This window comes from Phycisphaeraceae bacterium (genome assembly GCA_015709595.1).
Taxonomy (GTDB): domain Bacteria; phylum Planctomycetota; class Phycisphaerae; order Phycisphaerales; family SM1A02; genus CAADGA01.
On the sequence record CP054178.1, the window covers coordinates 2,714,991 to 2,737,930 of the forward strand.

The following is a 22,940-nucleotide window of genomic DNA, read 5'->3' on the forward strand; positions in this document are numbered from 1 at the left end:
CGTTCGTCCACCCGTTCACCCCGTTCCGGCCCCATCCCTGCCGGTCGATGTATCCTTCGACATCGGCCCGTCCGTGTCCAATCTCAAGCGGAAGCCGTAGGACCGGTGGTTGGCCGGGTCCATCGGCGTCAATCCGATGACCCCCGCCGCCTGGGGCGGCACGCCGCGCGTGTTGGTGGGGCTGACGATGGTTTCCAGCACCAGGCGGAATCGCCCATCCGATACCGACTGCTCGATCACCCGCATGGCGACGCCAGGCGAAGGGTTGGGGAAGAACTCGAGGCCCGTCGCCGCTGGAGTATCCGACCCGCTCGACCCCGCGGCTCCCCCCGGGGCCGGCCCCGTCAGAACCACGCGCCGCCCCGAGAGTTCGATGGTTGCGCCCATTTCCGACGCCAGATCGCGCGGCACGCGGTCGAACGCCTTGAGAGCCGCCTCCCGGTCGAAACGGATGGCGTGTCGAGCGTGCGCGCCGTCTGCCCCGGTGATCGTGACCTCGCGTACCCCTGCAATGGGCTTGGGTGGAGCGGGTTGGTTGCTCACGCGCACCGTGGCGCTGACCGTCGAGCCGCCCAGCAGGCATTCATCGCGGCAGACCATCCATTCCACTGACGCCGTCAATGCCACCTCGCCGGGCGAGGCGTCTTTCGGGGGCTTCACAGGCACGAACAGGGTGGCGTCATGCTCGTAGCCATAGGTGATGAACTCGCCGGGAATATTGAGCGGTCTGGGCCAGAGAATCGCCCCGACTTCGAAGCCCTCGGGCGCGTTTACTTCGATCACCGTCGGGGCGCCGGAATCGCCCGGGTTGGCCCAGTAGATGTGCCAGTGCGGAGCGATTTCGAAGCGGAAGCCGATGAGGAACCACTCTCCCGCCCGGGCCTCGTGGACGACCGACGCCGCCGTGACCTTGACCAGTTCGTCACCTGAAGGCGCTTCCTGTGAGCAGGCCTCCGACGATGCCAACCCCGCACCGAACGTGGTCAGGGCGACAAGGGAGCGAGCCATCCGGATCGTCACGTCACGCACGGGTCATGCTCCTTGTGGATGGTCCTGCCGAAACGGTATGCCCCACGGCTGACGCAGCCACGGCACACGCAACGCCGGTTGGAAGACTGCGGATCGGGGCGTGTCACATTGGTGAAAGACCCCTCAACCCCGCGGGTCTATTCCCGGTCTTATTGATGGAACTGCTGAATCTGCCACAACTTGGAGACGCATCGGGATTGATCCGACGCAAGTCGGCCATGGCCGCACACGGCAGCATTTGTCCACGCTGCGAACTCCCCGCCGAATCAGTACACTTTCATTACGCCCCGCGCGATCCGTCGGCCTTGCTGTTCTTCCTTCCGCCCTTCGGTTCCTTTGCTCCCCTCATTCCAGTCTTCTTCCCCCGGATCTCATCATGACCTCTTCCCACCCGGCCCCAGGCATGCCCACCGTCCGTTCTTTGCACCATGCTCTGCTCCTTGGCTCGCTGCTGGCCGGCGTGCTGGTGCTGATTCCGCCCGGCTGCGACAGCAACAAGACGAGCGACAAGGACGTGCAGTTTCTGGAGGTGCAGGACGCCGTGGTGCTCAGCCGCGAGAAGTCGGGCATTCTGTCGCTGGGCAACAAGAAGGTGGGCTGGGTGGACCCGCGCCCCGCAGCCCGCTACCAGGCGGAGCACATTCCCGGCGCCATCAACGTTCAGCCCAGCGACCTGTCGCCGAATGACCCGCGACTGAAGGACTTCGACGTGCTCGTCGTCTACGGCGATGACTATGACGGAACCCTCGCCACCGTGATGGCCAAGAACCTCATTCGCAACGGTCACAAGGACGTGCGAACCCTGCGCGGCGGGCTGCGCGCCTGGAAGGCCGCCGGGAACGACACGGTGAAGGGCGGGTAGGAGAATCGGTCCCGCGTTCCCGGGCTCGGACAATTCGCGTCACCAGACCTGTCCAGTCACTCCACCCCCATCCCGCGCCGCGCGGATGGTCGCCACGGCAGGGTCAGGGCGGCGATGAACGCCAGCAGTCCGAAGCCGTGGCCGTTGAGGGTATAGCAGTCGAACTGCGTGCCGATCAGCCACGCCAGCAACACCCACGGCAGGGCGTCCGCGAAGAGGTGGTCGCGCGCTCCCCCACGTTCGCGCCACGTTCGCACCACCAGAATCACCAGTGACGCGGTGAATGGAATCGCCCCCAGGACGCCCGTCGCGTAGAGCACGTGCAGGTACGCCGAGTGTGGATGGGCGGCGGTGATGCGGCCGTCGCCCTTGCCCGTCTCACGCACCAGTTTCTGCACGCGGGGCAGGCGCGAGAGCGTCTCCGCGTACTCCGGTGTCTGCCGCGTCAGCACGCGGAACGAGCCCGCTCCCTGCCCCCACACGGGCGACTGAAGAAAGAACCGGCCCGCCCATCGCCACATCATCAGCCGCTGCCCCGTGCCGGTGGCGTAGTCGCCCTGCTCGGCGGCATCCAGATGCTTCTGCGCGTTCTCGATGCGGAAGCGAATATACGAACCCCCGAAGTGCCAGCCCACCGCGCCCAGCACCAGCGCGCTGCACGCCACGATGATCGCGGTGCGGCGGACTTCGCGGTGGCGGATCGTCATGAACAGCCACAGCGCGGGCGTGAGAAGGCCGCCCGCCACCCAGCTGCCGCGGCTGCCCGAGGCCACCAGCCCCGCCGCGGCGAGCAGGCCGCCGAGGATGAGCAGAGCGAGCAGACGGATTGAGGCGGGCGCGACCGTCCAGCGCGTCCGCAGGATGGTGGCGAAGTAGATCAGGAATGCAGCCAGGTTGAACGCCCCGGTCTGGATGGGGTGGAGCAGGGCGCGGGCGCGGCTCTCACCTTCCAGTTGCTGCCCCAGTACGCCCAGCAACTGGGCGATCTGCACGCCGTTCATCGCCAGCACGCCCACGAGGAACGACCAGATCAGCCAGTAGGGACGATCCAGCACCGGCCACAAGGCCAGCGGCAGCAGGATCACGCGGAAGGCCTTGAGTTCCGTCAGCCCCTCGTGCGGATCGATGGACCAGAGGATGGAGAGCCCATGGATCGCCGCCCACGCCAGCATGGCGAGAACCCAGCGGTCGGCGATGACCGGGGGATAGCACCACCGGGTGTTGGGCAGGCGGATGAGGGCGTAGCCGACCAGCAGGGCGAATGAGATGGCCTCCAGCGCCGGCGCCAGCGGCAGGCAGACGAGGTAGAGCATCGCCAGCGCGGTATGAACCTGGTGGCCGATTGGGTCTCGCACGCGGACGTAGCGATGCAGCGCCGGGGCCAGCACGGCGGCGTCCTCGCGTCGCCACGCGGGAGGGGGCGGCAGGTCGGTGCGAATCAAACCCATGCGGCGTGATGGTACGCGGGCGGGGGTGATCCATCCGGGGCCATTGTCGAGGAGGCGACTGCATCACACCGCCAGTCACTTGCCCATTGCCGACAGACAGCCGGGAAAACCGGGAACCGACAACATCACCGCCATGCCGGTTGCCCGGTGCGTTCCCCCCTATCATCCGCCGCATGAAGACCTTGCAGCCGGACGAGTATCTGCGGCTGGTGGAGGAAGCGCGGGTCGCGTCGTCGGATCGCAAGCCGGGCAAGGTCTTCCGCTGCGCCGACGGCTGTTACATCAAGCTCTTCCGCCAGAAGCGGGGTCTTTCGTCCACGCTCTACAGCCCGTACATGCAGCGTTTCTGCCGGGCGGCGAGGCGGTTGGCGGAACTGGGCATTCCCACCGTGCGCGTGGTGGACGCCTTTCGCGTCAAGGGCATGCGTCAGCACGCGGTGAAGTACGAGGGTCTTGCCGGTCGCCCGCTGCGGGCGCATCTGAACGATCCGAAGACCACCCACGTTGAGCGCGATCGTCTGCTGACAGGCCATGCCCGGTTTCTCGCGATGCTGCATGAGAAGGGCGTGTACTTCCGCGCGATTCATCTGAACAACGTGATCGACCTGCCTGACGGCTCGTTCGGGCTGATCGACCTGGCGGACTGCCATTTCTTCGATCAACCGCTTTCGGAATGGCGCCGGGCGCGCAACTTCAAGCCCCCCATGCGCTACGACGTTGATCGTCAGGCGCTGGAGGCCTTCGGGCTGGATCGGTTCATCGCCACGTACCTCGAAGCGGCGGGTTTGTCGGAACGGTCACGAACCCGGTTCCTGGCGGACCTGGCGCCGCTGCACCCGTCGCTGGGCGAGGCGGCGACCATACTGCTCCGTCATGCGGCGCCGGCGAGGGCGACATGAGCGAAGCGGGCGTCATCCGCCGCCGCTCGTTCCGTCGCCGCCTGGTGGCGCGGGCCGGCGTGGATGAGGCGATCCTCCATGCGCTGCGGGAGCGACCCGATGCGTTGATCGAGCAGGGGACGATTCTCAAGCCGGGAGATCGCTGCACCGTGGCGCGAATTGCTGGACCGTCGAACGAAGGCGGCGGAGGTGGGGGGGGTGGAAGTGGGGGGGGTGGGGGAGCGGTCATCAAACGGTACAACCGCAGGGGGCTGTTTCACACGCTCACGCACCTGCTGGCGCGGTCGCGTGCATCCTGGTGCTGGGCCAACGCGCAGCGGGTGCGCGCCGCGGGCTTGCGCACGCCCACGCCGCTGGCGTTCGTGGAAGAACGATGGGGACCTTTCCGGGGGCGTTCGTTTCTGATCGTGGAGCACGTACCGGGCGTCCCCCTCGTCGAGTGGGTCGTCGCGCATGCGAACGATGCCCGGGTGATCGAGGCCATGGCCGATCGCTTCGCCGACATCTGGCGGGCGCTGGGCAAGGCCCGGCTGGGGCATGGGGACATGAAGGCCACGAATTTTCTCGTGGATGGAGCGGGCGAGCTGTGGCTCATCGATCTGGACGGGATGCGTCCGCACCCGCCCGGTCCGACGCTTGCCCGCGCCCGCAAACGCGACCGGGCGCGCTTTCTCAGAAACTGGCAAGACCGGCCGGAAGTGCAGGCGATCTTCCAAAGTCGCCTCGATACGTCCGCACGGCGCGTCGGATGACGTGGCGCAGAAAGCCGCGGGTGCCCCGCTGGCGCAGGCGCTCGCGCCAGCCGCGCCCCCAGTACGTCCGCAGAAAGCGCAGCCCGTCGAGCGAGGTGACGCCCAGATCGAGCGACGAGAAGAGCAATCCCGACAGATCCTTGGCGATCCATCGGATCGGCACGCGCGGGCGGATCTGCACCCGGTGCAGGTCGATGACGTGCAGCCGGAGTTCATCGCCGCGCTCGAACGTGCTGAAGTCGCGCTGGGGCAGCATGAAGTGGCAGAGGTAGAAGTCGCGGTGATTGAGCCCGTTCTCATGCATGGCGCGGGCGATGGCGGCCAGTTCGGCGACGGCGGCGTGCTTCAGCCGCGACTGCCTCTGGTGAGGCAGCGACTGCCACGACCGCACCGCCTCGTCGAGGTGGATGAACCCTTCCAGCGCCTCGGTGATGATGAACGACTGCCGCGTCCACGGCGTTCCGCCGCGCTCGCCGAACCCGGCGCATCGCACCGTGGGCGCGCCCAGTCGCACCAACCGCTCGATGGCGTCACGCTCCGGCGCGGCCGAGGTGATCGGCCAGCGGACGTGCAGCAGGTTGCGGACGAACTCCGCCGGCGGGGTGCGGTCGTGGACCTTGACGAAGTACGCCCGTCCGCCGATCTCGCAGCGGAACGTGCGCCGGTTCTTGTGTTCGCGGAAGACCCGCCCCGTGAGCGACAGGACCGCGTCGAACGTACCCTGACGCGGCAGATGGGCGGCGAGATGGTCGGCGAGTTCGATCCTCACGACGCTTCACCGCCCCCTTTCTCCGAAGCCCCTCGCGTCTTCGAGAGAGGACGCCCCCGCCCCTCGCCCGCCGTGACCTGCCCCATGATTGCCTCCGCCGCGTGAATCACGTCCGATGCGGGAATGCGCCCGATGGCGCATCGCTCCGGCACGTCATCCGCGACAAGCTCCTCCGGAAGGAACGGATCCGCCGTGATGATTCGCTCACGGATTCCCGGCAGCGTGGTCCAGCGCGGGTCGGTGGGGCCGAAGAGCGTCACCAGCGGCGTGCCCAGCGCGGCGGCAATGTGCCTCGGTCCCGTGTCGTTGGTGATGACAAGCAAGGCGCGTTCGATGACGCCTTTCAACGCGCCGAGCGTGACGCCTCGCTCGACCAGGTTGATGGAGTCCGGCACGCCCGCGCACACGTCTCGCACGATCTCCCGTTCGCCGGGCGAGCCGTTGACCACCACGCGCACGCCGTGACGGGCCGACAGCGCACGCCCCACGACCGCGAACTGCTCCGCTGGCCAGCGCTTGCCCGGCTTGTTCCCTCCGGGGTTGAGCACCACAAATGGGCCGGTGACGCCCCGCAGCGTCGAGGCGGCGGCGGCGCGATCTTCCTCGGACACCGCCAGATGCAGCGCGGGGTCAATCGATTCGACGCCCAGCGACCACTTCGCCAGCCGCAGGTAGTACTCGAGCGTGGCGATGGGCCGCTCACGCCGCTTGTCGAACGCCAGCCCGTGCGTGAGCAGGAACCCGCGTGCGTCCCGTGCATACCCCGCGCGGATGCGCGTGCCGCTCAGTCGCAGGGCGAGTGCGGCCCGGAAACTGTTGGGCAGCAGCAGGGCGGCGTCGGGTCTGACGGCCCGGATGACCTTTGCCCTGCGCCACACGCCCGCGACGCCGCGCGGGTCAAGGGCGATCCACTCATCCACGAAGGGACATCCCGCGAGCAGTCGATCGAGACCGGGCCGCACCAGCCCGACGATCCGCGCCTCGGGGATCGCTGTCCTGGCCGCCCGAAGCACAGGTGTGGCCATGATGCAGTCGCCAAGCCACGACGGCATGTCGATGAGAAGCCGGTTCGTGCCGTGGGGGATGGGGCTCATGAGAACTTCCACGCCTCGCCCAGGTCATCCTCCTCCTCGTCGCTCCACCGCGGTTCCCCCCAGAGCGAATCGCCGCCATGCCTGGCCGCGTACCAGCGTGTGGTGAGACGCCGCAACTCCGCCGCCAGCCCGATGGCGACAATCCGCGGACCTTCGATGGTGATCGTGATGGCGTCCGGCTCGGGCCGGATCGACCGCACGGTCACGGCGTGGCGCTCCGCCAGCGCGTGAGCGGCGGCGACCACGGTTTCCCGCGTGCGCTCGTCCGCCAGCGGTTCTCCCCGCAGGGCACGCAGCGTGACGGTGGAGAGGCCGGGTGCTGTCATCGGTGGTTCCGAGGGGAGTGCGCGAGGCGTGGGACGATGTGGGCCGCAGGCGGGACAATGATCGAGGGATCAAGGCATCAGGCCATCAAGGCATCGAGGATACCGGAGGCCAAGGGGCTCAGGAGCGTGCCGTCCGCCATCTCCGGACGCCGAAAGGTGAGAACCGAAGATCGACAACTCCCCAACACCCGGACGCGGCGCTCCCCAACCTGCCTCCATTCCTCACGTGCGAGCATCCAGCAGCATGCACATGATTGCGCCCAGCTGCAGCAGCAGCGCTCCGGACATCCACTGCATGAAATGTTCGAAGTGGCCCGTTTGCAGCAAGGCGAGAAGGGCGAACAGCAGCACCAGCAGCTGGCACAGCCCCGCGCCCATGCGCAGGGGGGTGAACTCCGTGCGCCGCGACCGCTCGGTGCGGATCTCCTCCGCCAGGTCGTGAATCGCTCGCCGCAGGGGCTCCGTCTCGTCGATGTCGATCGTGGGTGTGCGGGCTGCGTCGGCTTGCCCCGGGACGCGACCCGCCACCGCCGCGCCGAGGTTGGAAACGGCGCGTCTGGACCCACCGGGGCGACCGGATCGGTTCGACTTCCCCTCGTGATCGAGGATGATCGCCACGGCTTCGTCAAAATTCGAGACGGTGAATGACGCGTGCGCTTCCGCAATGGTTCGATCGTCGTTCGAGAGCAGAATCGTCCGGCAGCCGGCGGAGATGCCCGCCGTCACATCCCGAACCTGGTCGCCGATCATCCAGCACGCGGGCAGTTCCAGGTCCAGATCCCGCGCGGCTTGAATCAACATGCCCGGCTGGGGCTTGCGCCAGGGGTGTTCACGCCGGTATTCCGCCACCGTGCCTTCGGGGTGGTAGGGACAGTAGTAGAAGCGGTCGATGATGCCCGAAGTTCCGGCCTGTTCATCCACGAGCCGGGCGATGCGCTGATGCACCGCGTCCACGTCGCGTTCGGTGTACTTGCCCCTCGCCACGCCACCCTGGTTGGTCACGACGACAAGCCGGAATCCCTTCTCGCGCAGACGACGCAATGCCGCGGCGACGCCTTCCCGCAGCACCACCTTGTCCGGGTCGCCCAGGTCTCCATCGTTGAGGATGAGCGTGTTGTCCCGGTCGAGGAAAACGGCCTTCACGTCCAATGATAGGGCTTCCCGCTCGTGCGCCCGTGTGGTGCGAGTGCCTCCCACGCGATCCGAACGGTTGAGTTCCGGCGGCGTCTGCAGTTGCGTCAAGACACGGTCCCCGCGAGCGTTTGATCCAGGAGCGTGAAGAATCCGGCGGGTGATGATCCCGTCCAGGTCGATCATGGCAAGCGCGGGCGTCGTCGATTCCAGCCGGTTCAGGCGGATCGCCAGCCGCGCACGCTTCGCGCGACGGTCAAACGAAAGACCGCCCTTGCGGGCGGCCTTCCGATCCATCGGCGGGTGGTCGAATGGTGTTCAGCGGGCGGGGATCGTCAGTTTCATCCCGGCGCGAACGCGGTTGGCGTTGGGGCCGATGACCGCCTTGTTGGCGTCATAGATCGGCTGCCAGAGACCGGCGTTCTTGTAGTACTTCAGGGCGATGTGGCTGAGCGTCTCGCCCTCCTTCACCACGTGCGTGGTGGGCAGGGACGCGCCGCTCGCGGAGGCGACGGGGCGATTCGTGGTCGCCGGCCTGTTGGCGGCGGGGGGCGTGTAGCCCAGCGCGGGCTGGTTGACCGGCTGCTGGCGCGCGGCTTCCGTCGCGGCCTGCTGGGCCCGCTGTTCGGCGGCGCGGGCGATCTCGACCTGGCGGCTGGCGCGCTCTTCAGCGGCGAGCCGCTCGCTGTTGGCCTGCTCCAGCTGGGCGCGGAGCTGCTGATTCTCCTCGATCAGCGCGGCGTTCTGATCCTTCACCGAATTGTTGCACCCGGTGAGGAACACAACCGACAGGGCGGCAAGCGTGACGAACGAAGTGGTGCGGCGCATGCGGGCGACTCCTTTCCTGGACGGGGCGAGCGGCTGCGCGACCGCCCTTCCCCTTGACCGTCGCGCTCCATGCCGGTCGGCGCACGCCGACCGTCGCGACGGGTCGATCATTCTCGCACATGATCCGCAAGACGTCGAGGGCGGCACGCGCGAAAGTGCTGCGGCTTCGCCTTCATCGAACCGACGGCTTGGTTTTCTTTCAAGATTGCGGATCAGGCGCGGACGCTGACGCTCCGCCCCATCACCGGCGCGGCGACTGATCGCCCAGGCGACGCATCAGGTCATTGAGCGACTCATCTTCCGCGTCCCCGCCGCTTCCGGGGGGCTCTGAACCGCCATCCGGACCCTCGTCCACCGCCTCCTGACCCGGTTCCGACCCGTCCTGACGAGGTGCGCCGGTTGACGATTCGCTCCGCCATCCGCCCTGCTCGATGCGGCGCTTGAGTTCCGCCTTCTGGGCGGGGGTGAGCGTGCGCACGAACTCACCGAAGTGGCGGCTTGCCAGCCCCACCCGCTCCTGATCAAGCAGTGTTTTCTGATCCATCAGGCGCAGAATCTCGACGAAATCGGGGTTCGGCTGGTTGACCGCGTCAATCAACGCCAGCTGCACCTGAGCGAGACGCGCTTCCAGATCATGTACGGCATCGTGCAGATTGGCCCGCAACTCGCGATACACCCGTTGCTGCGAGTCGGACAACCGCAGTTCGTCGGTGACCAGACGGGTCACGCGCTCTTCTTCAGGCAGGGCGGCGTTGATCTGACGCCCCTGCAGGTAGCCGATCACGAAGAAGCCGTTGAACAGCAGCGACAAGGCCAGAGCCAGAGGAATCAGGGATTGCCTCATCGGTTGTCTCCCGTCCGACCGTCGCGCGGAATCTGACGCCCGGAGCGATTCCACAGGGCGGAGGGTGCTGGTTCATCATCCTGCTGCAGGACGGCGAACGCCGCGCCGGGAGCCCGCTGGCCCTCGGCGGGCAGCAGACCGAAGGAGGCCTCGGACGTGACCAGACGAGCGTCAACCTGACCGGGCAGCCCGGGCATGGAGAAGCCGAACTGGTAACCGAGAATGGAAACTCCGATCATGGCCGCTGCCGCCAGAACCCCGCGCGCCAGACGCCAGCCGCCGACGCGCCGGTGCCGGGCGGCGGAGGGTCCGAACGAAGTCCCTTCCGCCCCCGGCTCCAGCGATTGTGCCGCCGCCACCGCCCGTGCCTCGGCCATGGTCCAGCCGCCGCTGCTCGCCAAGGCGGGCAGGGCACGAACGGACATGACGGCTTCAAGACAGGCGGGGCAGGCGACCAGATGGGCCTCGAACGCGGCGATTTCGCCTTCCGGCAGCAGGCCATCGACATACGAGGCCAGTGTCAGATCCGAGGGGCATGATTCCCGAGGTGTTCCGACACCCGCAGGGGCGACAGGCGTGGTCCGCCGCCACAGGTCACGATCCGGGATATCCCAACGGCTGTCCATGAGGCCCTTTCCTTCTGCTATACGGGGGTGGTCGAGGCGGTATCCCCGCCCGGACGATCCTGACCCAGATGCTCCCGCAACCGGGTCAGGGCTTTGTGCTTGGCGCTTCGGACGGTCTGGGCATCCACCCCCATGGTCTGGGCGGTTTCTTCGACGGAGAGACCTCGGTCGAACAGCAGGTGCAGCACCAGCCGTTGACGTTCAGTCAGAACGTGCAGCGGGATATCCGGGACATGACCCGCGCTCGAGGGGGGATGATCCGTCGCCCCGGCCAGGTGTTCTTCCACCGGTGTCGTGGCCAGCCGCTTCTTTCGCAGGTGGTCGATGGTGACGCTGCGGGCGATGACCGACAGCCAGGTCGGCACCGACGCCCGCGAGGGATCGAAGGATCGCAGGAGCTTCCGGTCATTCTGCAGCAGCCGGATGAATACTTCCTGCACCCGGTCGGCGACTTCCGGGTCATTGCGGTCCACGCCCTTCATGGTGTGGACGACCGCGTTGAACAGGACCGGAACCGCCTGGCGGACGAAGTCGTCCCACGCATGCTTGTCGCCACGGATGCAACCGGCCAGATCGACTTTCATGGCCGGTGCTCCGCGCATGTGCTCCGCGTGATCCCTCGACTGATTGCAATGGAGCGGGGGTTCATGCGTTGACCCGGTGGGGCGTTGGAACGTCCGGGCTGGTCAGCCGCCTGCCCAGGTTCTTTCAGCCGATCCCGCCGACGTTCGAGGTGGGACGACATTCGGACCGTGGAGTTGTATACGCGAACTGTGCGGCCGACATGCCCGGTCCGCCTTCCGAGGTTGCGGTTCGCGCGAGCCATCCATCCATCGGCGAACCGAGCCCGGATCGACCCTGAATACCGTCAAGGAGCATGACATGCATCGACTTCTACTGACAACCTGCCTGCTGACGACGGCCCTGCTGGCATTTCCCGCGGTGGGTCAGGCGGGACCGTCTGGTCGTTCCGCGCCGCTTCGAGACGACGCGAGTCGCACCGTGGAGCGCGATGCCTCCCCGAGACGCGAGACGCCTCGGATCGACGGTCGCGGAGCCGCCCCCGGGCGCGAGGGTTCCCCCGGCGCGCGGGCCCGAGGCGACGCCGGACCCAACGGCGGTCCGCCTGCTCGTGTTCGAGACCTGATCGATCGGCTGCGCGATCGGGGCGTCAAGCCGGGCGAGTTGCTTCAGCGCTGGCGCGATCGCGGGGGGCGTCCGGGGGAACTGCTGCAGCGCCTGCGCGACCGCCGTGGTGAACACCGCGGCGAGTTGCGGGATCTGCTCCGGGAGCGGCTCCAAGATCCTGCGCGGGGGAACGATCGACGTGACGAGGCACGTCGCGGGCGGCCGGGTCCGGGCCTGCGACCAGGCCTGCCCCCGCGGGCGGAGGATCGTCCGGCCCCGACCCCGCCCCGGTTCCTGCCGCGCGTCCCGATGGGCGATCGAGAGCAGATTCGTCAGCGCCTTCTCGGTCCCGACGGGCGCGGCGTACCGCGGGCCGATATCGAAAGTCGTCTGCGCGATCTGCGCCAGCGGCTGGACCTGCTGGAAGAGCACCTGCGTCACTCGCCTCGACGGTAGGACGAACACGCCCTGCGCGGATCGCATGAGCCGAACGGCGTTTCACCCAACGTCCGCGTGATCCCATCGCGTGGACGTTGTTGTTCGTCTGACTCCTCGCGTCATCCGGTCGGCTGTTCGCCCTGAACGATCCGCCGAGCGATCTGAACGGCCTCGTGCATGGTGGAGCAGGTGAGGAGATGGGGTCGATCTTCGAACAGTTCGCCGCGCTCCATCACCCCGTGCGGCTGGCGCTGCACGCCCGCGAGGATCACCGTGATCTGCGTCCTGCCCAGCCGGTCGATGGCGCCTTCCAGGTTGACCAGCCCGGTGGCGTCCATCACGGGCACCGACTCCATGTCCAGGATCACCGCCTTCACGCCGTTGCCGATGGTGCGGAAGGCGCTCATGGCCCGCTGGGCGGCGCCGAAGAACATCGGTCCGGCAATCTCGTACACCAGCACGCCGGGCGGCAGCGGCTCGGTGATGGCGTGGTGCTTCTCCTGCATGAAGCGCACGTTGGCCACCTCCGCCATGCGCCGCATGAAGAGCATCGCCGCCAGCACCACGCCCACCGACACCGCGATCACCATGTCGAAGATGACCGTCAGCCCGAAGCAGGTGAGCAGCACCGCCACGTCGCTGCGCGGGGCGACTCGGATCGTGTGGATGAAGTGACGCGCCTCGCTCATGTTCCACGCCACCCGCAGCAGCAGCGCGGCGAGGGCCGCCATCGGCAGGTGACCCAGCAGCGGGGCGAGCAGCAGCATCGAAACCAGGACGAACTGGGCATGCACGATCGCCGACACCGGCGACCGCGCCCCGAAGCGGATGTTGGCCGCCGTGCGGGCGATGGCCCCCGTGGCCGCGAACCCGCCGAAGAACGGCGCAGCGATGTTGCCCAGCCCCTGGGCGAACAGTTCGCTGTCCGGGTCGTGCGAGTGTCCGCTCATGCCGTCCGCCACCACCGCCGAAAGCAGCGACTCGATGCTGCCCAGCATGGCGATGGCGAAGGCCGCCGGCACAAGCTCCTTGCACAGCAGGAACAGCGCCCCCCAGGTCATGCCCGTATCCGCCTCGCCGGGCCGGTGAAAACGCCACGGCAGATCAAAGAGCGGCGGCTTCTGCGGGATGCCGTGCGGCAGCGCCTCGCTGCCGAACCGCCCTCGGATCGTCTCCACCACGAAGCCGTCGCCCCACGCCATGTGCGCCACATACGCTCCAACGCCGCACACCGTCAGCGCCACCAGCGCGGCGGGCACCTTCCTGGTCACGTGGTCCCAGCCGATGAGAATCGCCAGGCACGCGGCGCCGACGACCAGGTCAGGCCAGCGGAAACTTGGCATCGCTGACGCCAGCGTCGTCACGCGCTCGATGTAACTGTCGGGCATCGACTCGATCGACAATCCGAAGAAGTCCTTCATCTGCAGCGTGGCGATGACCACCGCGATGCCCGCCGTGAAGCCGATCGTCACCGGGTGCGGCACGAACTGGATCAGCCGCCCCAGCCGCGACAGAGCCAGAATGATCTGAATCAGCCCGGCCATCACGGTGGCTACCGCCAGTCCCGCCAGCCCGTGCTGGGTGACGATGGGGACGAGAATGACGACGAACGCCGCCGTCGGCCCCGACACCTGCACGCGCGACCCGCCGAAGAAGGCGATCACCGTGCCCGCCACGATGGCGGTGTACAGCCCGTACTGGGGCGGCACGCCCGTGGCGATGGCCAGCGCCATCGAGAGCGGCAGGGCGATCACCCCGACGAGGATGCCCGCCAGCACGTCAGCCCGGAAATCGCGCAGCGAGTACCCCTGCCGCACCGTCTCCACCAGGGCGGTCGCCGCCCGGAACCTGAACCATGGAACAATCGTCTGCGACGCGAGGTGACGTTTGGTCATCCGTGACGACCTGTCTCTCAGCCGGGGGTCGATCCGCATGGACCGGCCCGGAGCCGCTGCGAAGCAGTGGTTGTAGGCGGGGGGTGGGGGAAGTCAAACGGAACGGGCGGTCCGCTCGGACGGAGCGAGCCGGATGAGCGAGGCGGCGCAACCCGTGGTGAGCGGAAGAATCGGTTCTCGCCCCGGATGGGGCGAAGGAGCATCCCGATCCGTGCGACAACTCCTCTGCCCCGCCGGGGCAGGGTTCATTGAACCGACCCAACCCACGGGTTCCGCGTCGCGTCGCCCGCGGATGGGCGACGCAGCGCTTCACCCGTGGCGACAGTCCGTGGCCCCGCTGGGGCCGTCGTCCGCTACGATCAAACGACTCATCGATTCATGACCCAGCGCAAGACATCATCTCGATTCATCGTGTGCCTGAAGAACAATGGCCATCCCGCCTCGCTGGAGGTGCGGAAACTGGAGCGGACCGTGCCGGACGCCGGCGCGGAGCGCGAGGGGTTGATCCGCGTGGTCGATGAGTCGGGCGAGGACTCTCTGTACCCGGCCGACCTGTTCGAGCCGATCGCCGTGCCGACGGGGCTGGGGCGGCGGTTGATGAGGGCGGGGTGAGCCGCGCGGCACCGTTGGTTCCGCGTCGTTTCGCTGCGCAGTCCGACTCTCCACCGGTGACGATATCCTGCGGCACAATTGGGCCCGACATCTCATCCAGTCGAGATCGAGAAGGATCAACTGAGACTGATTGCTCACATCAAATCAGCCACCAACGGCTTGATATGCGATCTGAATAAACGGTTTCGCAGCTTCGACGTCCGACATGCTACGAAGCGTGACTTCAAGATCGCCTGTTCCAAGGTGACCGATGTTCGAGGCATCCCTGCTGATCCCGGACGGACCCGGATGCTTCTTGGGATCCAGCTTTAAGAACAGCACGACCTTCTTCTGTTGGATCTCCATGCAAACGATGTTCTGCGCAATTCGATAGGCCACATACAACTTCTTGGGAGCCTCCTCGATCGCCGCGTCCAGTTTCTGAATGAAATCCTGGACAGCGAGCGCGATTTCACGAACTGATTCGGGCTTTCCGTCAATGTGTTGATCGAACGTATAGACCCCGGCCGCCCTTGTGAGTGCCGCTTTCTTCCCAGCAGCAACCATGACCGGATTCTTCCCCGAGCTGTCGTCCGACTGGGACGTGGACTTTTGAAGAACCTCCTCGAGGTACAGCGTGGAGTTGTCGAACAGTCTGTAAGTCCACAGTTCGATGTTGGCCCCCATCACCTGAACTGCATGTAGATCATATTTCTTGTAGTTCGGTGCGATGCAGATCACTCGCACGTCTGACCAGTCGACCGACGCCTTCGATCCGAGGGTCTTCTGTACCGCGATCTCGAAGTCACCCCGATGGTCGTGAATCCAATAGAGGTAGAACAAACTCTGATTGATGAGCTCCGAAGACTCGGCCTTCTTGTACTCGATGATGACGGGATTGTCATCTTCGGAAAGTGCGAGCGTGTCAATGCGTCCGGCGTGCTGACTGCCCGTGCTGAACTCGGAGGCCACTAAACGGCAGTTGAAAACGACATCGAGATTGCGCTCGACAAGCTGTTGGAGAGCCTTCTCCGCCAAGAAATTCCGTTGAGAAATCGGTGCCGGTGTCTTATTGTCAATCGCGAAGAGCGGCATTTGTATTCCTTGGTGTCCTGGAAGGCGAAGCGGCTCCCCTCATCCCCACCCCACCGTCTCCATCACGCCCGCCACGATCGTGTCCGAGTCCGGCAGGTAGTGCTTCTCGCACTGGAAGTACGGGAAGTGGATGTCGTAGCCGGTGATGCGCTTCACGGGCGCCTGCAGCATGTCGAAGACGTGTTCGTTGAGCCGCGCGATGATCTCCGCCGCCACGCCGCAGGTGCGGGGGCCTTCGTGGACGATCACGCAGCGGCCGGTCTTCGCCACCGATTCGCACAACGCCTCGGTGTCCATCGGCCGGATCGAGAGCAGGTCGATGACCTCGGGGTTGATGCCGTGCTCATCCACCAGGTCCTCGGTCGCCTCCAGCACGGGGCGCATCATCGCGCCGTAGGCGATGAGGGTGATGTCCGCCCCTTCACGCACCACATGGGCCTTGCCGATGGGGAAGGTTTCCTTCGCAGCTGTCGGCTCACCCACCGGCACCTCTTCGCGGAACGCTCGGTACACCGCCTTCGGCTCGTAGAACACCACCGGGTCATCATCTTGAATCGCCGCGTGCAGCAGCGCCCGGGCGTTGCGCGGCGTCGATGGAATCACCATCTTCAATCCCGGCGTGTGCGCCCAGTACGCCTCGCGTGATTCGCTGTGATGCTCCACGGCCCGGATGCCGCCGCCGTAGGGGCAGCGCATCACCATGCGGATGGGGTACTTCCCGCGCGAGCGGTTGTGCAGCCGGGCCATGTTCTGCTCGATCTGGTCGAAGGCCTGCAGCGTGAAGCCGGAGAACTGAATCTCCGCCACCGGCTTGAGCCCGTACACCGCCATGCCCACCGCCGTGCCGATGATGCCGTTCTCGGCCAGGGGCGTGTCCATCACGCGGCTCCTGCCGTACTTCTCCATCAGCCCCCTGGTGACGCGGAAGACGCCGCCGTTGACGGCGATGTCCTCGCCCATCAGCACCACGCGGTCATCATCGCGCATGGCTTCATCGAGGGCGAGGTTGAGGGCTTCGACCATGGTGAGCTGGGGCATGGGGGATCCTGGGGGAAGACTTCACCACAGAGGCACAGAGGACACTGAGAGGAAACACCTTGGAGCAAGTCAGAGGATTCGGCGTGTGATGCCATCTCGCAATCGCGGCACGTTGAAGTTGATGAGGAGTCCGATCCGCAGGCCCGAGGGTCGCAGATATGTCAGAAGCTGCGCTTCGTGAATGGGTTCGAGGCGCTCAACAGATTTCAACTCGATGATGATTCTCTCGTCCACAATCAGATCGATCCTCTATCCGGCATCGAGCGTTAGACCTCGGTAGCGAACGGGTTGCTCGACTTGACTTCGAAATGGGATTCTTTGGCTGCGGAGTTCATGTTCGAGACATGTCTGATAGGCGGACTCAAGAAGACCCGGGCCGAGTTCCTTGTGAACGGAGATTGCAGCGCCAATGACCTGACCCGACAACTCCTTTTCGGGATACTCGCGATCCGACAATCTCTCCCGCTCTGTATCCACTCTGTGCTCTCTGTGCCTCTGTGGTGAATCCGTTCTACTCCACTCCCTTCCGATCCAGTTTCGCCAGGTACTCCCGCTTCTGGGCCTCGTGCTCCGGCGACGGGTTCGCCCAGACGTAGTCGAAGACTTCGCGCGGGTTTGGGATAGCCCGCGCCCGAAACTTCTCGCGGGCATCGAGCACGTCCTGCTCGCATTCCTGGGCGAGGCGCTCGCAGTCCTTCGGGGTGAGCATCTTCTTCGCGATGAGGTACTTCTCGAAGCGGGCGATGGGGCATTTCTTCTCCCATGCCTGCACCTCGGCCTCGTCGCGGTAGACCTTGGGGTCATCCGCCGTGGTGTGGACGGACATGCGGTAGGTGACGGCCTCGATGAGGAAGGGGCCGTTGCCGGATCGTGCATGATCCGCCGCTCGCTTGCACGCGACAATCATCGCGAGGATGTCGTTGCCGTCCACGCGCATGGCGGGGATGCCGAACGCGGGTCCGCGGCGGGCCAGTTCCGTCACCGCCGCCTGCTGGCAGGCGGGCATGGAGATCGCCCAGCCGTTGTTCTCGATGACGAAGACCACCGGGGCCTTGTACACGGCGGCGAAGTTCATGGCCTCGCTCACGATGCCCTGGCTGGAGGCGCCGTCGCCGAAGTTGACGACCACGCAGTCCTTCGCGCCGCGGATGTTCATGCCCATGGCGATGCCGGTGGCGGTGGGCACGTGCGAGCCGATGACGATCGAGAAGGGCAGGTCGTTGACCTCGGGGGGCGGGGCGAAGCCCTCGAAGTAGCCGTCCCAGAGGAGGAGGAGCTGGTCCATCGGCCAGCCGCGCCAGAGCTGCGCGCCGAAGGAGCGGTACGACGGCGCGAACCAGTCGGCCTTGGTGAGCGGGTAGACCTGGCCGATCTGCGTGGCTTCCTGCCCCAGCCCAGGGGCGAAGGTGCCCATCTGCCCCTGCCGCTGCATCATCAGCATGCGCTGATCGAGCTTGCGCGTGAGCACCATGGCGCGGTGGATGCGGAGCAACTCGGCCCTGGGCAGGTTGGGGTCGAGCGCGGGGTCCGCCACGCCGTCTTCATTGAGGATGCGAAGATCCTCGATCGTGCCGAGGTCGATGGTCCTGATCTTCGTGTCCTTCGCGGGAGATGTGCTGGGAGGAGTGGGGGGGGTTGGCATGGGTCGTGCGGGCGGCGATTGCGGATCGGCGGGGGCGTCGATGACCACGGGAGCGGACCGACGCTTGGCCCGCACGGATGATGGGGACGATGGAGTGCGGCTCGTCATGGTCCGATCCTGAAGGGCGGAATCGATGCGGAGCCATCCTACGCCCCGGCGCGCGGCCGTGCCAGAGGGGGCACTCCCTTTGCCGCACCCTGGCGGATGCCGCGGCGCCGCGGCGATTCATCACACGCGCTTCAGGTGCTCGAACGAGTTGCGGCACGTCTCGCAGTAGTAGATCATGCGGCAGCGCGTCGGCCCGAACGGGCTGTCAAGATGGGTGGACACCGAACCGCAGAAGGGGCAGGGCACGGGCGCCACGGTCGAACCCGCGGAAACCGTCATCGGCACGGGGCGCGGAATCGAGCCGCCGGGCGGATCAGTATGGCCGATGGCGCACTCCCCGCGCTCGGGCACCGTCACGCCGTGGGCTCGAAGCGATGCCCGGCCCGCCTCGGTGATGCGGTCCACCGTCCAGCGGGGTTCATGCACGAAGCGGACCTGGACCTGTTCGACCCCCGGAAGCGCGCCGACCACCCGCCGCACATCCTCGCGGATCATGTCGAGGGCCGGGCACCCGACGAAGGTCGGCAGAAGCGTGATGGTGGCGACCGCGGAATCCGGGCGAACAGGCGACGGCTCGAGTTGCACCTGCTCCACCAGTCCCAGATCAACGATCGAAATCGGCATCTCCGGGTCAGGGATGGCGGCCAGCGCGGCCATGATGTCCTGGCGACTCGTCACGGGTGATTGTTGGCGACCGGAAGCGGGTGCGGAGGCGCCCCTCACCACGCGGCATCCGGCTCGAGCCGGTAGACCTCGCACATCTCGTCGAGGATGCCCTTCAGGTGCGGCGTGTGGACGCCGCGGCGGCCGCCGCGCACGCTCGGGTCGCGGGCGGGGATCGACGCCTTCAGCCCGGCCCGGTTCAGCACATCCTGCACGCCCGCGAGCCACGACTGGAACATGGCGTTCTCATCGCCGGGGTACAGCCCGGCGGCGGCGAGTTGCTCCTGATTCTCCACCGGCTCGAACAGCCCGGGGGCGAGCGGGGCCAGCGCCGTCAGGGCCCTGGTCATGCGGGCGTTGGATTCGCTCGTTCCGCGGCCCAGCCGGATGACCCAGCCATCGGTGTGCTCGACGTGAACCCGTTCCTCATCGGCGATGCGGCGGGCCAGGTCGCGCAGGGGCGGCCACGCGGAGCAGGCCAGTCGATCAAGCCGCAGAGCATCGAACCGGTCGCAGAAAAGTTTGCGCGACAGAGCGGTCGCCCAGTCGAACTCATCCGGAACTTCGACGAGGGCGGCGCTGCGGAACTGCTGGGGCGTTCGACCGAACGCGAGTTGATCAGGACCGCGGCCCGTCAGTCGGCCAGCCAGCTCGTAGATGGCCTGGGCGTGGGCGATTTCATCCTGGGCGAGGTGGGAAAAGGCGATGTCCTCCTCCAGGATCGGCGCCAGACCCGTCCAGTCGCTGTTGAGGTGGCCGAGCAGCAGTTTGTCGTCGGCCAGCGACAGCAGCAGGTCGGCGAGCGGCGGTTTGAGGTGATCGGGAACGGTCTGCATCGGGTTCGTGCCTTCGGGTCAACAGTGTGCGCTGCGTGCGTCGTGCTACGGTTGAGAAGCGGGCTGGAGCTGAAGAAACGCGATCAGAATGCTTCCTGCAGGTCGTCTTTCTCGTACTCGGCCAGTTGCTGTTCATCGCGGAAGGCGATCCACTTGGCGCGCACCACGCGGCCGTATCCGCGCGCCAGGCGATAGGACTGATCGGTGTGCCGCCAGACGAGGTCATCCGGTCCGGTGCGAATGAGATGATCGTCGCGGACGACCCAGACGACGTGGGCCGTCTTGGCGGGGCGCACGTCGCGGCGCGCCTGGTCGAGGGCCTGGGCCGGGTTCGTCGCATCCACAGTCCCCACGTCGATCCACAGATCGCCCGGTTTCTTCTGGGTGAAGACGCGGAAGGTTGAGTTCCGGGTTCCGGGTTCCGAGTGATGCGCGTCGCGCCTCGTCGTCGGCTCGATGCCTCGATCCCGAGGTGCCTCGATGCCTTCGCCGTACAACCCATCGCTCGACGTGATGTGCTCGCGTGCGATGGCCATCACGTTGACGCATTCCTGATCCTGTCCGTAGTGCTCGCGGGCGAAGGCCAGGGCCATGTCGCCGTCGGCCGCCTCGAGCCAGCCGGCGTAGATGAACGGGCCGCTGTCACGCAGTTGCGTGAAGATGACGAAGGGCCGCAGGTCGCCGGTCGGCTCGACGGTCAGCGGCTCGGGCGGGGGCGCGGTGAACTGCTCGCGGATTCGGGACATGCTGACAGTGTAGAGGATGACCCGGCCCCGCGGGCGGCGGGGGCTGCGTCCGCCGGGCAGGGAGAAGTCCCCGATTGGGCGGTTGACTCACCTGGCGGGCTGCATCGCCGCGCTGGCCAGCATGGCGATGGCGACGAGCATCATGAGCGAGAGGAAGATGAAGAGAAGCCACCGCTCGATCAGCCGGGCGGGTCGAGCGTGGGCGTCGTGGGTGCGTTCGTCGCGATCGAGGTCGTGGTGGAGTGGTGAGCCGACCAGCCCCTCCATCTCGGCATAGGAGCGCGGCGGCCGTTCATCGAAGTCGCAGCCGCACTCCTCGCAGTGAGGGGCCGATGATTCGACGGGTGTGCCGCAGGCGACGCACCGCCGCGTGAACAGTTGCCGCAGGCGCAGGGTGGAAACCTTGCCGGCCATTGGGACCAGCGTACCACAGCGGAGCGAATTGCCAAGAGGGAAGAGAAGCGGCTGACGGGGGGCGGGCAGCGTGGAGAACCAAGCCCGTTTGTGGTAGCATCGGGCCGCTGGTTTGTCTCCCACGAGGTGCTCGGCACCGACTACTCGACACACCCACCCCATCCCTTCGTGGAGGAGCGGACGTGAACGATCAGCCCCGTCAGCGGATCATCGTCGATGCAGTGGCCTTCGGCCAGATTTTCCAGTTTCACCGGATTCTCAAGTCGATCACGCAGGCCATGCAGCCGACCCGCCTGGTGGTGGCGCTGCTGATGGTGCTGACCCTGGTCGCCGTGGGCAACCTGTGGGATCGGTGGTTCGAGGGTGAAGGCGTGTTCCCGCCCCAGGGCATACTGGTCGATCTGCCTCTCACGTCGGACATTGAGGCGGACGCGGTGCTGCGACCCATCGCGGAGAAGTCGGAGTCGGTCAAGATCCTCTACGACCGGCCCACGGGCGTGGAGCTGGAGAACTGGTCGCTGCCCGCGCGCCTGGACCCGCGCAAGGTGCGAGAGGGCATCGAACTGGACTTCAAGTTCAAGTATCGCAACGGCGCCGAATCGGGACTGGCCAAGGAAATTCTGGATGGCTGGACCCTCGACTTCCGGCGCGACCTGCTGGCGATCGACAGCATCATGCCGCGTCGTGCCTACGAGGCGACTGTGGAGCAGGTGGCCAGGAGCGTCGGCCAGATCGTGTGGGGCGTGTACACGCTCAGCCCGGTGACGATCTACGGGGCGTTCAACGACATGATCGTCCGCATGCCGGTGAAGCTGTGGAGGCAGCGCCCGTGGTTCGTGGTCGTCTACGGCTTTCTGACATTGCTCGTGCTCTCCGTGGGAGGCGGAGCAATCTGCCGCATGTCCGCCTGCGAGACGGCGGGGCAGGAGCGGCTGCGGGTCTCGGACGCATTCGACTTCGCGCTGTCATCGTGGCCGCGACTGCTGTTCGCCAACCTGCTGCCGCTGCTGATCGCCGGCGGGCTGGCGCTGGTGCTGGTGGTGGCGGGGATCGTGCTGTTCGGCATTCCATATCTGGATGTGCTGGGAGGCATCGGGTACGGGCTGAACCTGCTGCTGGGCTTCCTCATCGCCTTCGTGCTGCTGGGCACGGCGGGCAGCTTCTTCCTGCTGCTGCCGGCGGTGGCCACGGAGAACTGTGCTCCCATTGACGCGCTGCAGCGCGCCATCGCCTACCTGATCGGGCGGCCGCTTCACCTGCTGGGCTACGCGATCACCGCGATCGTGGGGATGTCGCTGGGGTACTGGGTGGTGTCGCTGGTCGCGGTGACGGCGCTCAACGTCACCGGCGGAGCCACGGGCATGTTCACCAGCAACACCGCCGTCACCATCACCGGGGGGTACGGCCTGTTCTGGCTCAAGCAGGCGCCGGGGGCGCCGCACATGTACTGGCACAGTGAGTGGGCGGCGTTCTTCGTCGCCGCGTGGCAGGGCGTCATCGTGCTGCTGGTCGCCAGCTACGTCGTCTCCTATGCCTTCAGCAGCATCACCACGATCTACCTGCTGATGCGCAAGGCGGTGGACGACCAGGACATCTCCGAAATCTGGCGACCGGGCCTGATTCCCGGCACGCTGGCGCCCGAGCCGACATCGTCGTCCACCGGCGCCCCCGGCGAGACCGAGGCGGCGACAAACTCCAAGGCGGCCTCATCCTCCGGTGAAGGATGACAACCCGTCAA

Annotated in this window: 23 protein-coding genes and 1 pseudogene; 6 read left to right on the top strand and 18 right to left on the bottom strand. The window is 66.6% G+C overall.

The annotated features are described in order from the left end of the window. Window positions 1–15 precede the first annotated feature (15 nt). Window positions 16–1,029 carry a hypothetical protein gene (locus tag HRU76_11535; GenBank protein ID QOJ18184.1) on the bottom strand — a complete coding sequence of 338 codons (1,014 nt, stop codon included), beginning with the start codon at window positions 1,027–1,029 and terminating at the stop codon, window positions 16–18. Window positions 1,030–1,405: 376 nt separating this feature from the next. Between HRU76_11535 and HRU76_11540 the strand changes: the two genes are divergently transcribed. Continuing rightward, on the top strand, window positions 1,406–1,891 hold the full coding sequence (locus HRU76_11540) for a rhodanese-like domain-containing protein (GenBank protein ID QOJ18185.1): 486 nt from the start codon (window positions 1,406–1,408) through the stop codon (window positions 1,889–1,891). A 56-nt stretch (window positions 1,892–1,947) separates the two neighbouring features. Here the strand turns inward: HRU76_11540 and HRU76_11545 are convergent, their stop codons facing one another. Next, the gene (locus tag HRU76_11545; GenBank protein QOJ18186.1) at window positions 1,948–3,339 is read right to left on the bottom strand and encodes an O-antigen ligase family protein; all 1,392 of its coding nucleotides are present in this window, start codon (window positions 3,337–3,339) and stop codon (window positions 1,948–1,950) included. 173 nt (window positions 3,340–3,512) lie between these two features. Between HRU76_11545 and HRU76_11550 the strand changes: the two genes are divergently transcribed. Continuing rightward, window positions 3,513–4,238 (top strand): toluene tolerance protein, encoded by a 726-nt coding sequence (locus tag HRU76_11550; GenBank protein QOJ18187.1) that lies wholly within the window; start codon window positions 3,513–3,515, stop codon window positions 4,236–4,238. Then, complete coding sequence (locus HRU76_11555) at window positions 4,235–4,990, top strand: hypothetical protein (protein ID QOJ18188.1); 756 nt, start codon at window positions 4,235–4,237, stop codon at window positions 4,988–4,990. Before HRU76_11550 ends, HRU76_11555 begins: the two co-directional genes overlap by 4 nt. On the opposite strand, the gene rfaP is transcribed toward HRU76_11555, so the two are convergent. The 8 genes from rfaP to HRU76_11595 all read right to left on the bottom strand — a co-directional run bounded on the left by rfaP (window position 4,911) and on the right by HRU76_11595 (window position 11,210). Beyond that, a complete protein-coding gene (gene rfaP, locus HRU76_11560; protein ID QOJ18189.1) occupies window positions 4,911–5,759 on the bottom strand; it encodes a lipopolysaccharide core heptose(I) kinase RfaP in 849 nt (282 codons plus the stop codon). The genes HRU76_11555 and rfaP overlap by 80 nt on opposite strands. Continuing rightward, a complete protein-coding gene (locus HRU76_11565; GenBank protein QOJ18190.1) occupies window positions 5,756–6,853 on the bottom strand; it encodes a glycosyltransferase family 9 protein in 1,098 nt (365 codons plus the stop codon). The genes rfaP and HRU76_11565 overlap by 4 nt, the downstream gene beginning before the upstream one ends. Then, complete coding sequence (locus HRU76_11570) at window positions 6,850–7,179, bottom strand: hypothetical protein (protein QOJ18191.1); 330 nt, start codon at window positions 7,177–7,179, stop codon at window positions 6,850–6,852. Before HRU76_11570 ends, HRU76_11565 begins: the two co-directional genes overlap by 4 nt. Window positions 7,180–7,401: 222 nt before the next feature. Then, on the bottom strand, window positions 7,402–8,322 hold the full coding sequence (locus HRU76_11575) for an HAD family hydrolase (protein ID QOJ18192.1): 921 nt from the start codon (window positions 8,320–8,322) through the stop codon (window positions 7,402–7,404). 306 nt (window positions 8,323–8,628) lie between these two features. Then, window positions 8,629–9,138 (bottom strand): LysM peptidoglycan-binding domain-containing protein, encoded by a 510-nt coding sequence (locus tag HRU76_11580; protein ID QOJ18193.1) that lies wholly within the window; start codon window positions 9,136–9,138, stop codon window positions 8,629–8,631. A gap of 241 nt (window positions 9,139–9,379) precedes the next feature. Further along, the gene (locus HRU76_11585; protein QOJ18194.1) at window positions 9,380–9,982 is read right to left on the bottom strand and encodes a periplasmic heavy metal sensor; all 603 of its coding nucleotides are present in this window, start codon (window positions 9,980–9,982) and stop codon (window positions 9,380–9,382) included. Then, window positions 9,979–10,608: a zf-HC2 domain-containing protein gene (locus HRU76_11590; GenBank protein QOJ18195.1), complete on the bottom strand. Its 630-nt coding sequence runs from the start codon at window positions 10,606–10,608 to the stop codon at window positions 9,979–9,981. Before HRU76_11590 ends, HRU76_11585 begins: the two co-directional genes overlap by 4 nt. Window positions 10,609–10,625: 17 nt before the next feature. After that, window positions 10,626–11,210, bottom strand: a complete 585-nt coding sequence (locus tag HRU76_11595; GenBank protein ID QOJ18196.1) for a sigma-70 family RNA polymerase sigma factor — start codon at window positions 11,208–11,210, stop codon at window positions 10,626–10,628. Window positions 11,211–11,490: 280 nt separating this feature from the next. Between HRU76_11595 and HRU76_11600 the strand changes: the two genes are divergently transcribed. Next, window positions 11,491–12,192, top strand: a complete 702-nt coding sequence (locus HRU76_11600; GenBank protein QOJ18197.1) for a hypothetical protein — start codon at window positions 11,491–11,493, stop codon at window positions 12,190–12,192. A 101-nt stretch (window positions 12,193–12,293) separates the two neighbouring features. Here HRU76_11600 and dauA read toward each other — a convergent pair whose 3' ends face one another. Next, the gene (dauA, locus tag HRU76_11605) at window positions 12,294–14,069 is read right to left on the bottom strand and encodes a C4-dicarboxylic acid transporter DauA (protein QOJ18198.1); all 1,776 of its coding nucleotides are present in this window, start codon (window positions 14,067–14,069) and stop codon (window positions 12,294–12,296) included. 378 nt (window positions 14,070–14,447) lie between these two features. Between dauA and HRU76_11610 the strand changes: the two genes are divergently transcribed. Beyond that, window positions 14,448–14,681 carry a hypothetical protein gene (locus HRU76_11610; protein QOJ18199.1) on the top strand — a complete coding sequence of 78 codons (234 nt, stop codon included), beginning with the start codon at window positions 14,448–14,450 and terminating at the stop codon, window positions 14,679–14,681. A gap of 144 nt (window positions 14,682–14,825) precedes the next feature. Here HRU76_11610 and HRU76_11615 read toward each other — a convergent pair whose 3' ends face one another. The 7 genes and pseudogenes from HRU76_11615 to HRU76_11645 form a co-directional block, all read right to left on the bottom strand. Continuing rightward, on the bottom strand, window positions 14,826–15,755 hold the full coding sequence (locus HRU76_11615; GenBank protein ID QOJ18200.1) for a hypothetical protein: 930 nt from the start codon (window positions 15,753–15,755) through the stop codon (window positions 14,826–14,828). Window positions 15,756–15,794: 39 nt separating this feature from the next. Next, window positions 15,795–16,793, bottom strand: a complete 999-nt coding sequence (locus tag HRU76_11620) for an alpha-ketoacid dehydrogenase subunit beta (GenBank protein QOJ18201.1) — start codon at window positions 16,791–16,793, stop codon at window positions 15,795–15,797. A 69-nt stretch (window positions 16,794–16,862) separates the two neighbouring features. Continuing rightward, a pseudogene (locus tag HRU76_11625) lies at window positions 16,863–17,444 on the bottom strand (GxxExxY protein). A gap of 1,219 nt (window positions 17,445–18,663) precedes the next feature. Next, window positions 18,664–19,200 (bottom strand): phenylacetate-CoA oxygenase subunit PaaJ, encoded by a 537-nt coding sequence (paaJ, locus tag HRU76_11630; protein ID QOJ19175.1) that lies wholly within the window; start codon window positions 19,198–19,200, stop codon window positions 18,664–18,666. A 62-nt stretch (window positions 19,201–19,262) separates the two neighbouring features. Then, window positions 19,263–20,042, bottom strand: coding sequence for a phenylacetate-CoA oxygenase subunit PaaC (gene paaC, locus HRU76_11635; protein QOJ18202.1), 780 nt, complete (start codon window positions 20,040–20,042; stop codon window positions 19,263–19,265). A gap of 83 nt (window positions 20,043–20,125) precedes the next feature. Next, a complete protein-coding gene (locus tag HRU76_11640) occupies window positions 20,126–20,788 on the bottom strand; it encodes a hypothetical protein (GenBank protein QOJ18203.1) in 663 nt (220 codons plus the stop codon). 87 nt (window positions 20,789–20,875) lie between these two features. Further along, window positions 20,876–21,202 carry a hypothetical protein gene (locus HRU76_11645; protein QOJ18204.1) on the bottom strand — a complete coding sequence of 109 codons (327 nt, stop codon included), beginning with the start codon at window positions 21,200–21,202 and terminating at the stop codon, window positions 20,876–20,878. A 182-nt stretch (window positions 21,203–21,384) separates the two neighbouring features. On the opposite strand from HRU76_11645, the gene HRU76_11650 reads away from it, so the two are divergent. Beyond that, entirely contained in the window at window positions 21,385–22,929 is a 1,545-nt protein-coding gene (locus tag HRU76_11650) for a hypothetical protein (protein ID QOJ18205.1), read from the top strand. Window positions 22,930–22,940: the final 11 nt, after the last annotated feature.

Excerpts from the sequence above, each read along its gene's own strand:
- HRU76_11580 (QOJ18193.1), bottom strand. The coding sequence starts at position 9,138 with ATGCGCCGCACCACTTCGTTCGTCACGCTTGCCGCCCTGTCGGTTGTG.
- dauA (QOJ18198.1), bottom strand. The coding sequence starts at position 14,069 with ATGACCAAACGTCACCTCGCGTCGCAGACGATTGTTCCATGGTTCAGG.
- HRU76_11545 (QOJ18186.1), bottom strand. The coding sequence starts at position 3,339 with ATGGGTTTGATTCGCACCGACCTGCCGCCCCCTCCCGCGTGGCGACGC.
- HRU76_11640 (QOJ18203.1), bottom strand. The coding sequence starts at position 20,788 with ATGTCCCGAATCCGCGAGCAGTTCACCGCGCCCCCGCCCGAGCCGCTG.
- HRU76_11550 (QOJ18187.1), top strand. The coding sequence starts at position 3,513 with ATGAAGACCTTGCAGCCGGACGAGTATCTGCGGCTGGTGGAGGAAGCG.
- HRU76_11620 (QOJ18201.1), bottom strand. The coding sequence starts at position 16,793 with ATGCCCCAGCTCACCATGGTCGAAGCCCTCAACCTCGCCCTCGATGAA.
- HRU76_11585 (QOJ18194.1), bottom strand. The coding sequence starts at position 9,982 with ATGAGGCAATCCCTGATTCCTCTGGCTCTGGCCTTGTCGCTGCTGTTC.
- HRU76_11600 (QOJ18197.1), top strand. The coding sequence starts at position 11,491 with ATGCATCGACTTCTACTGACAACCTGCCTGCTGACGACGGCCCTGCTG.
- paaC (QOJ18202.1), bottom strand. The coding sequence starts at position 20,042 with ATGCAGACCGTTCCCGATCACCTCAAACCGCCGCTCGCCGACCTGCTG.
- HRU76_11645 (QOJ18204.1), bottom strand. The coding sequence starts at position 21,202 with ATGGCCGGCAAGGTTTCCACCCTGCGCCTGCGGCAACTGTTCACGCGG.
- HRU76_11590 (QOJ18195.1), bottom strand. The coding sequence starts at position 10,608 with ATGGACAGCCGTTGGGATATCCCGGATCGTGACCTGTGGCGGCGGACC.
- HRU76_11565 (QOJ18190.1), bottom strand. The coding sequence starts at position 6,853 with ATGAGCCCCATCCCCCACGGCACGAACCGGCTTCTCATCGACATGCCG.
- HRU76_11610 (QOJ18199.1), top strand. The coding sequence starts at position 14,448 with ATGACCCAGCGCAAGACATCATCTCGATTCATCGTGTGCCTGAAGAAC.
- HRU76_11540 (QOJ18185.1), top strand. The coding sequence starts at position 1,406 with ATGACCTCTTCCCACCCGGCCCCAGGCATGCCCACCGTCCGTTCTTTG.
- HRU76_11615 (QOJ18200.1), bottom strand. The coding sequence starts at position 15,755 with ATGCCGCTCTTCGCGATTGACAATAAGACACCGGCACCGATTTCTCAA.
- HRU76_11555 (QOJ18188.1), top strand. The coding sequence starts at position 4,235 with ATGAGCGAAGCGGGCGTCATCCGCCGCCGCTCGTTCCGTCGCCGCCTG.
- HRU76_11595 (QOJ18196.1), bottom strand. The coding sequence starts at position 11,210 with ATGCGCGGAGCACCGGCCATGAAAGTCGATCTGGCCGGTTGCATCCGT.
- paaJ (QOJ19175.1), bottom strand. The coding sequence starts at position 19,200 with ATGGCCGCGCTGGCCGCCATCCCTGACCCGGAGATGCCGATTTCGATC.
- HRU76_11570 (QOJ18191.1), bottom strand. The coding sequence starts at position 7,179 with ATGACAGCACCCGGCCTCTCCACCGTCACGCTGCGTGCCCTGCGGGGA.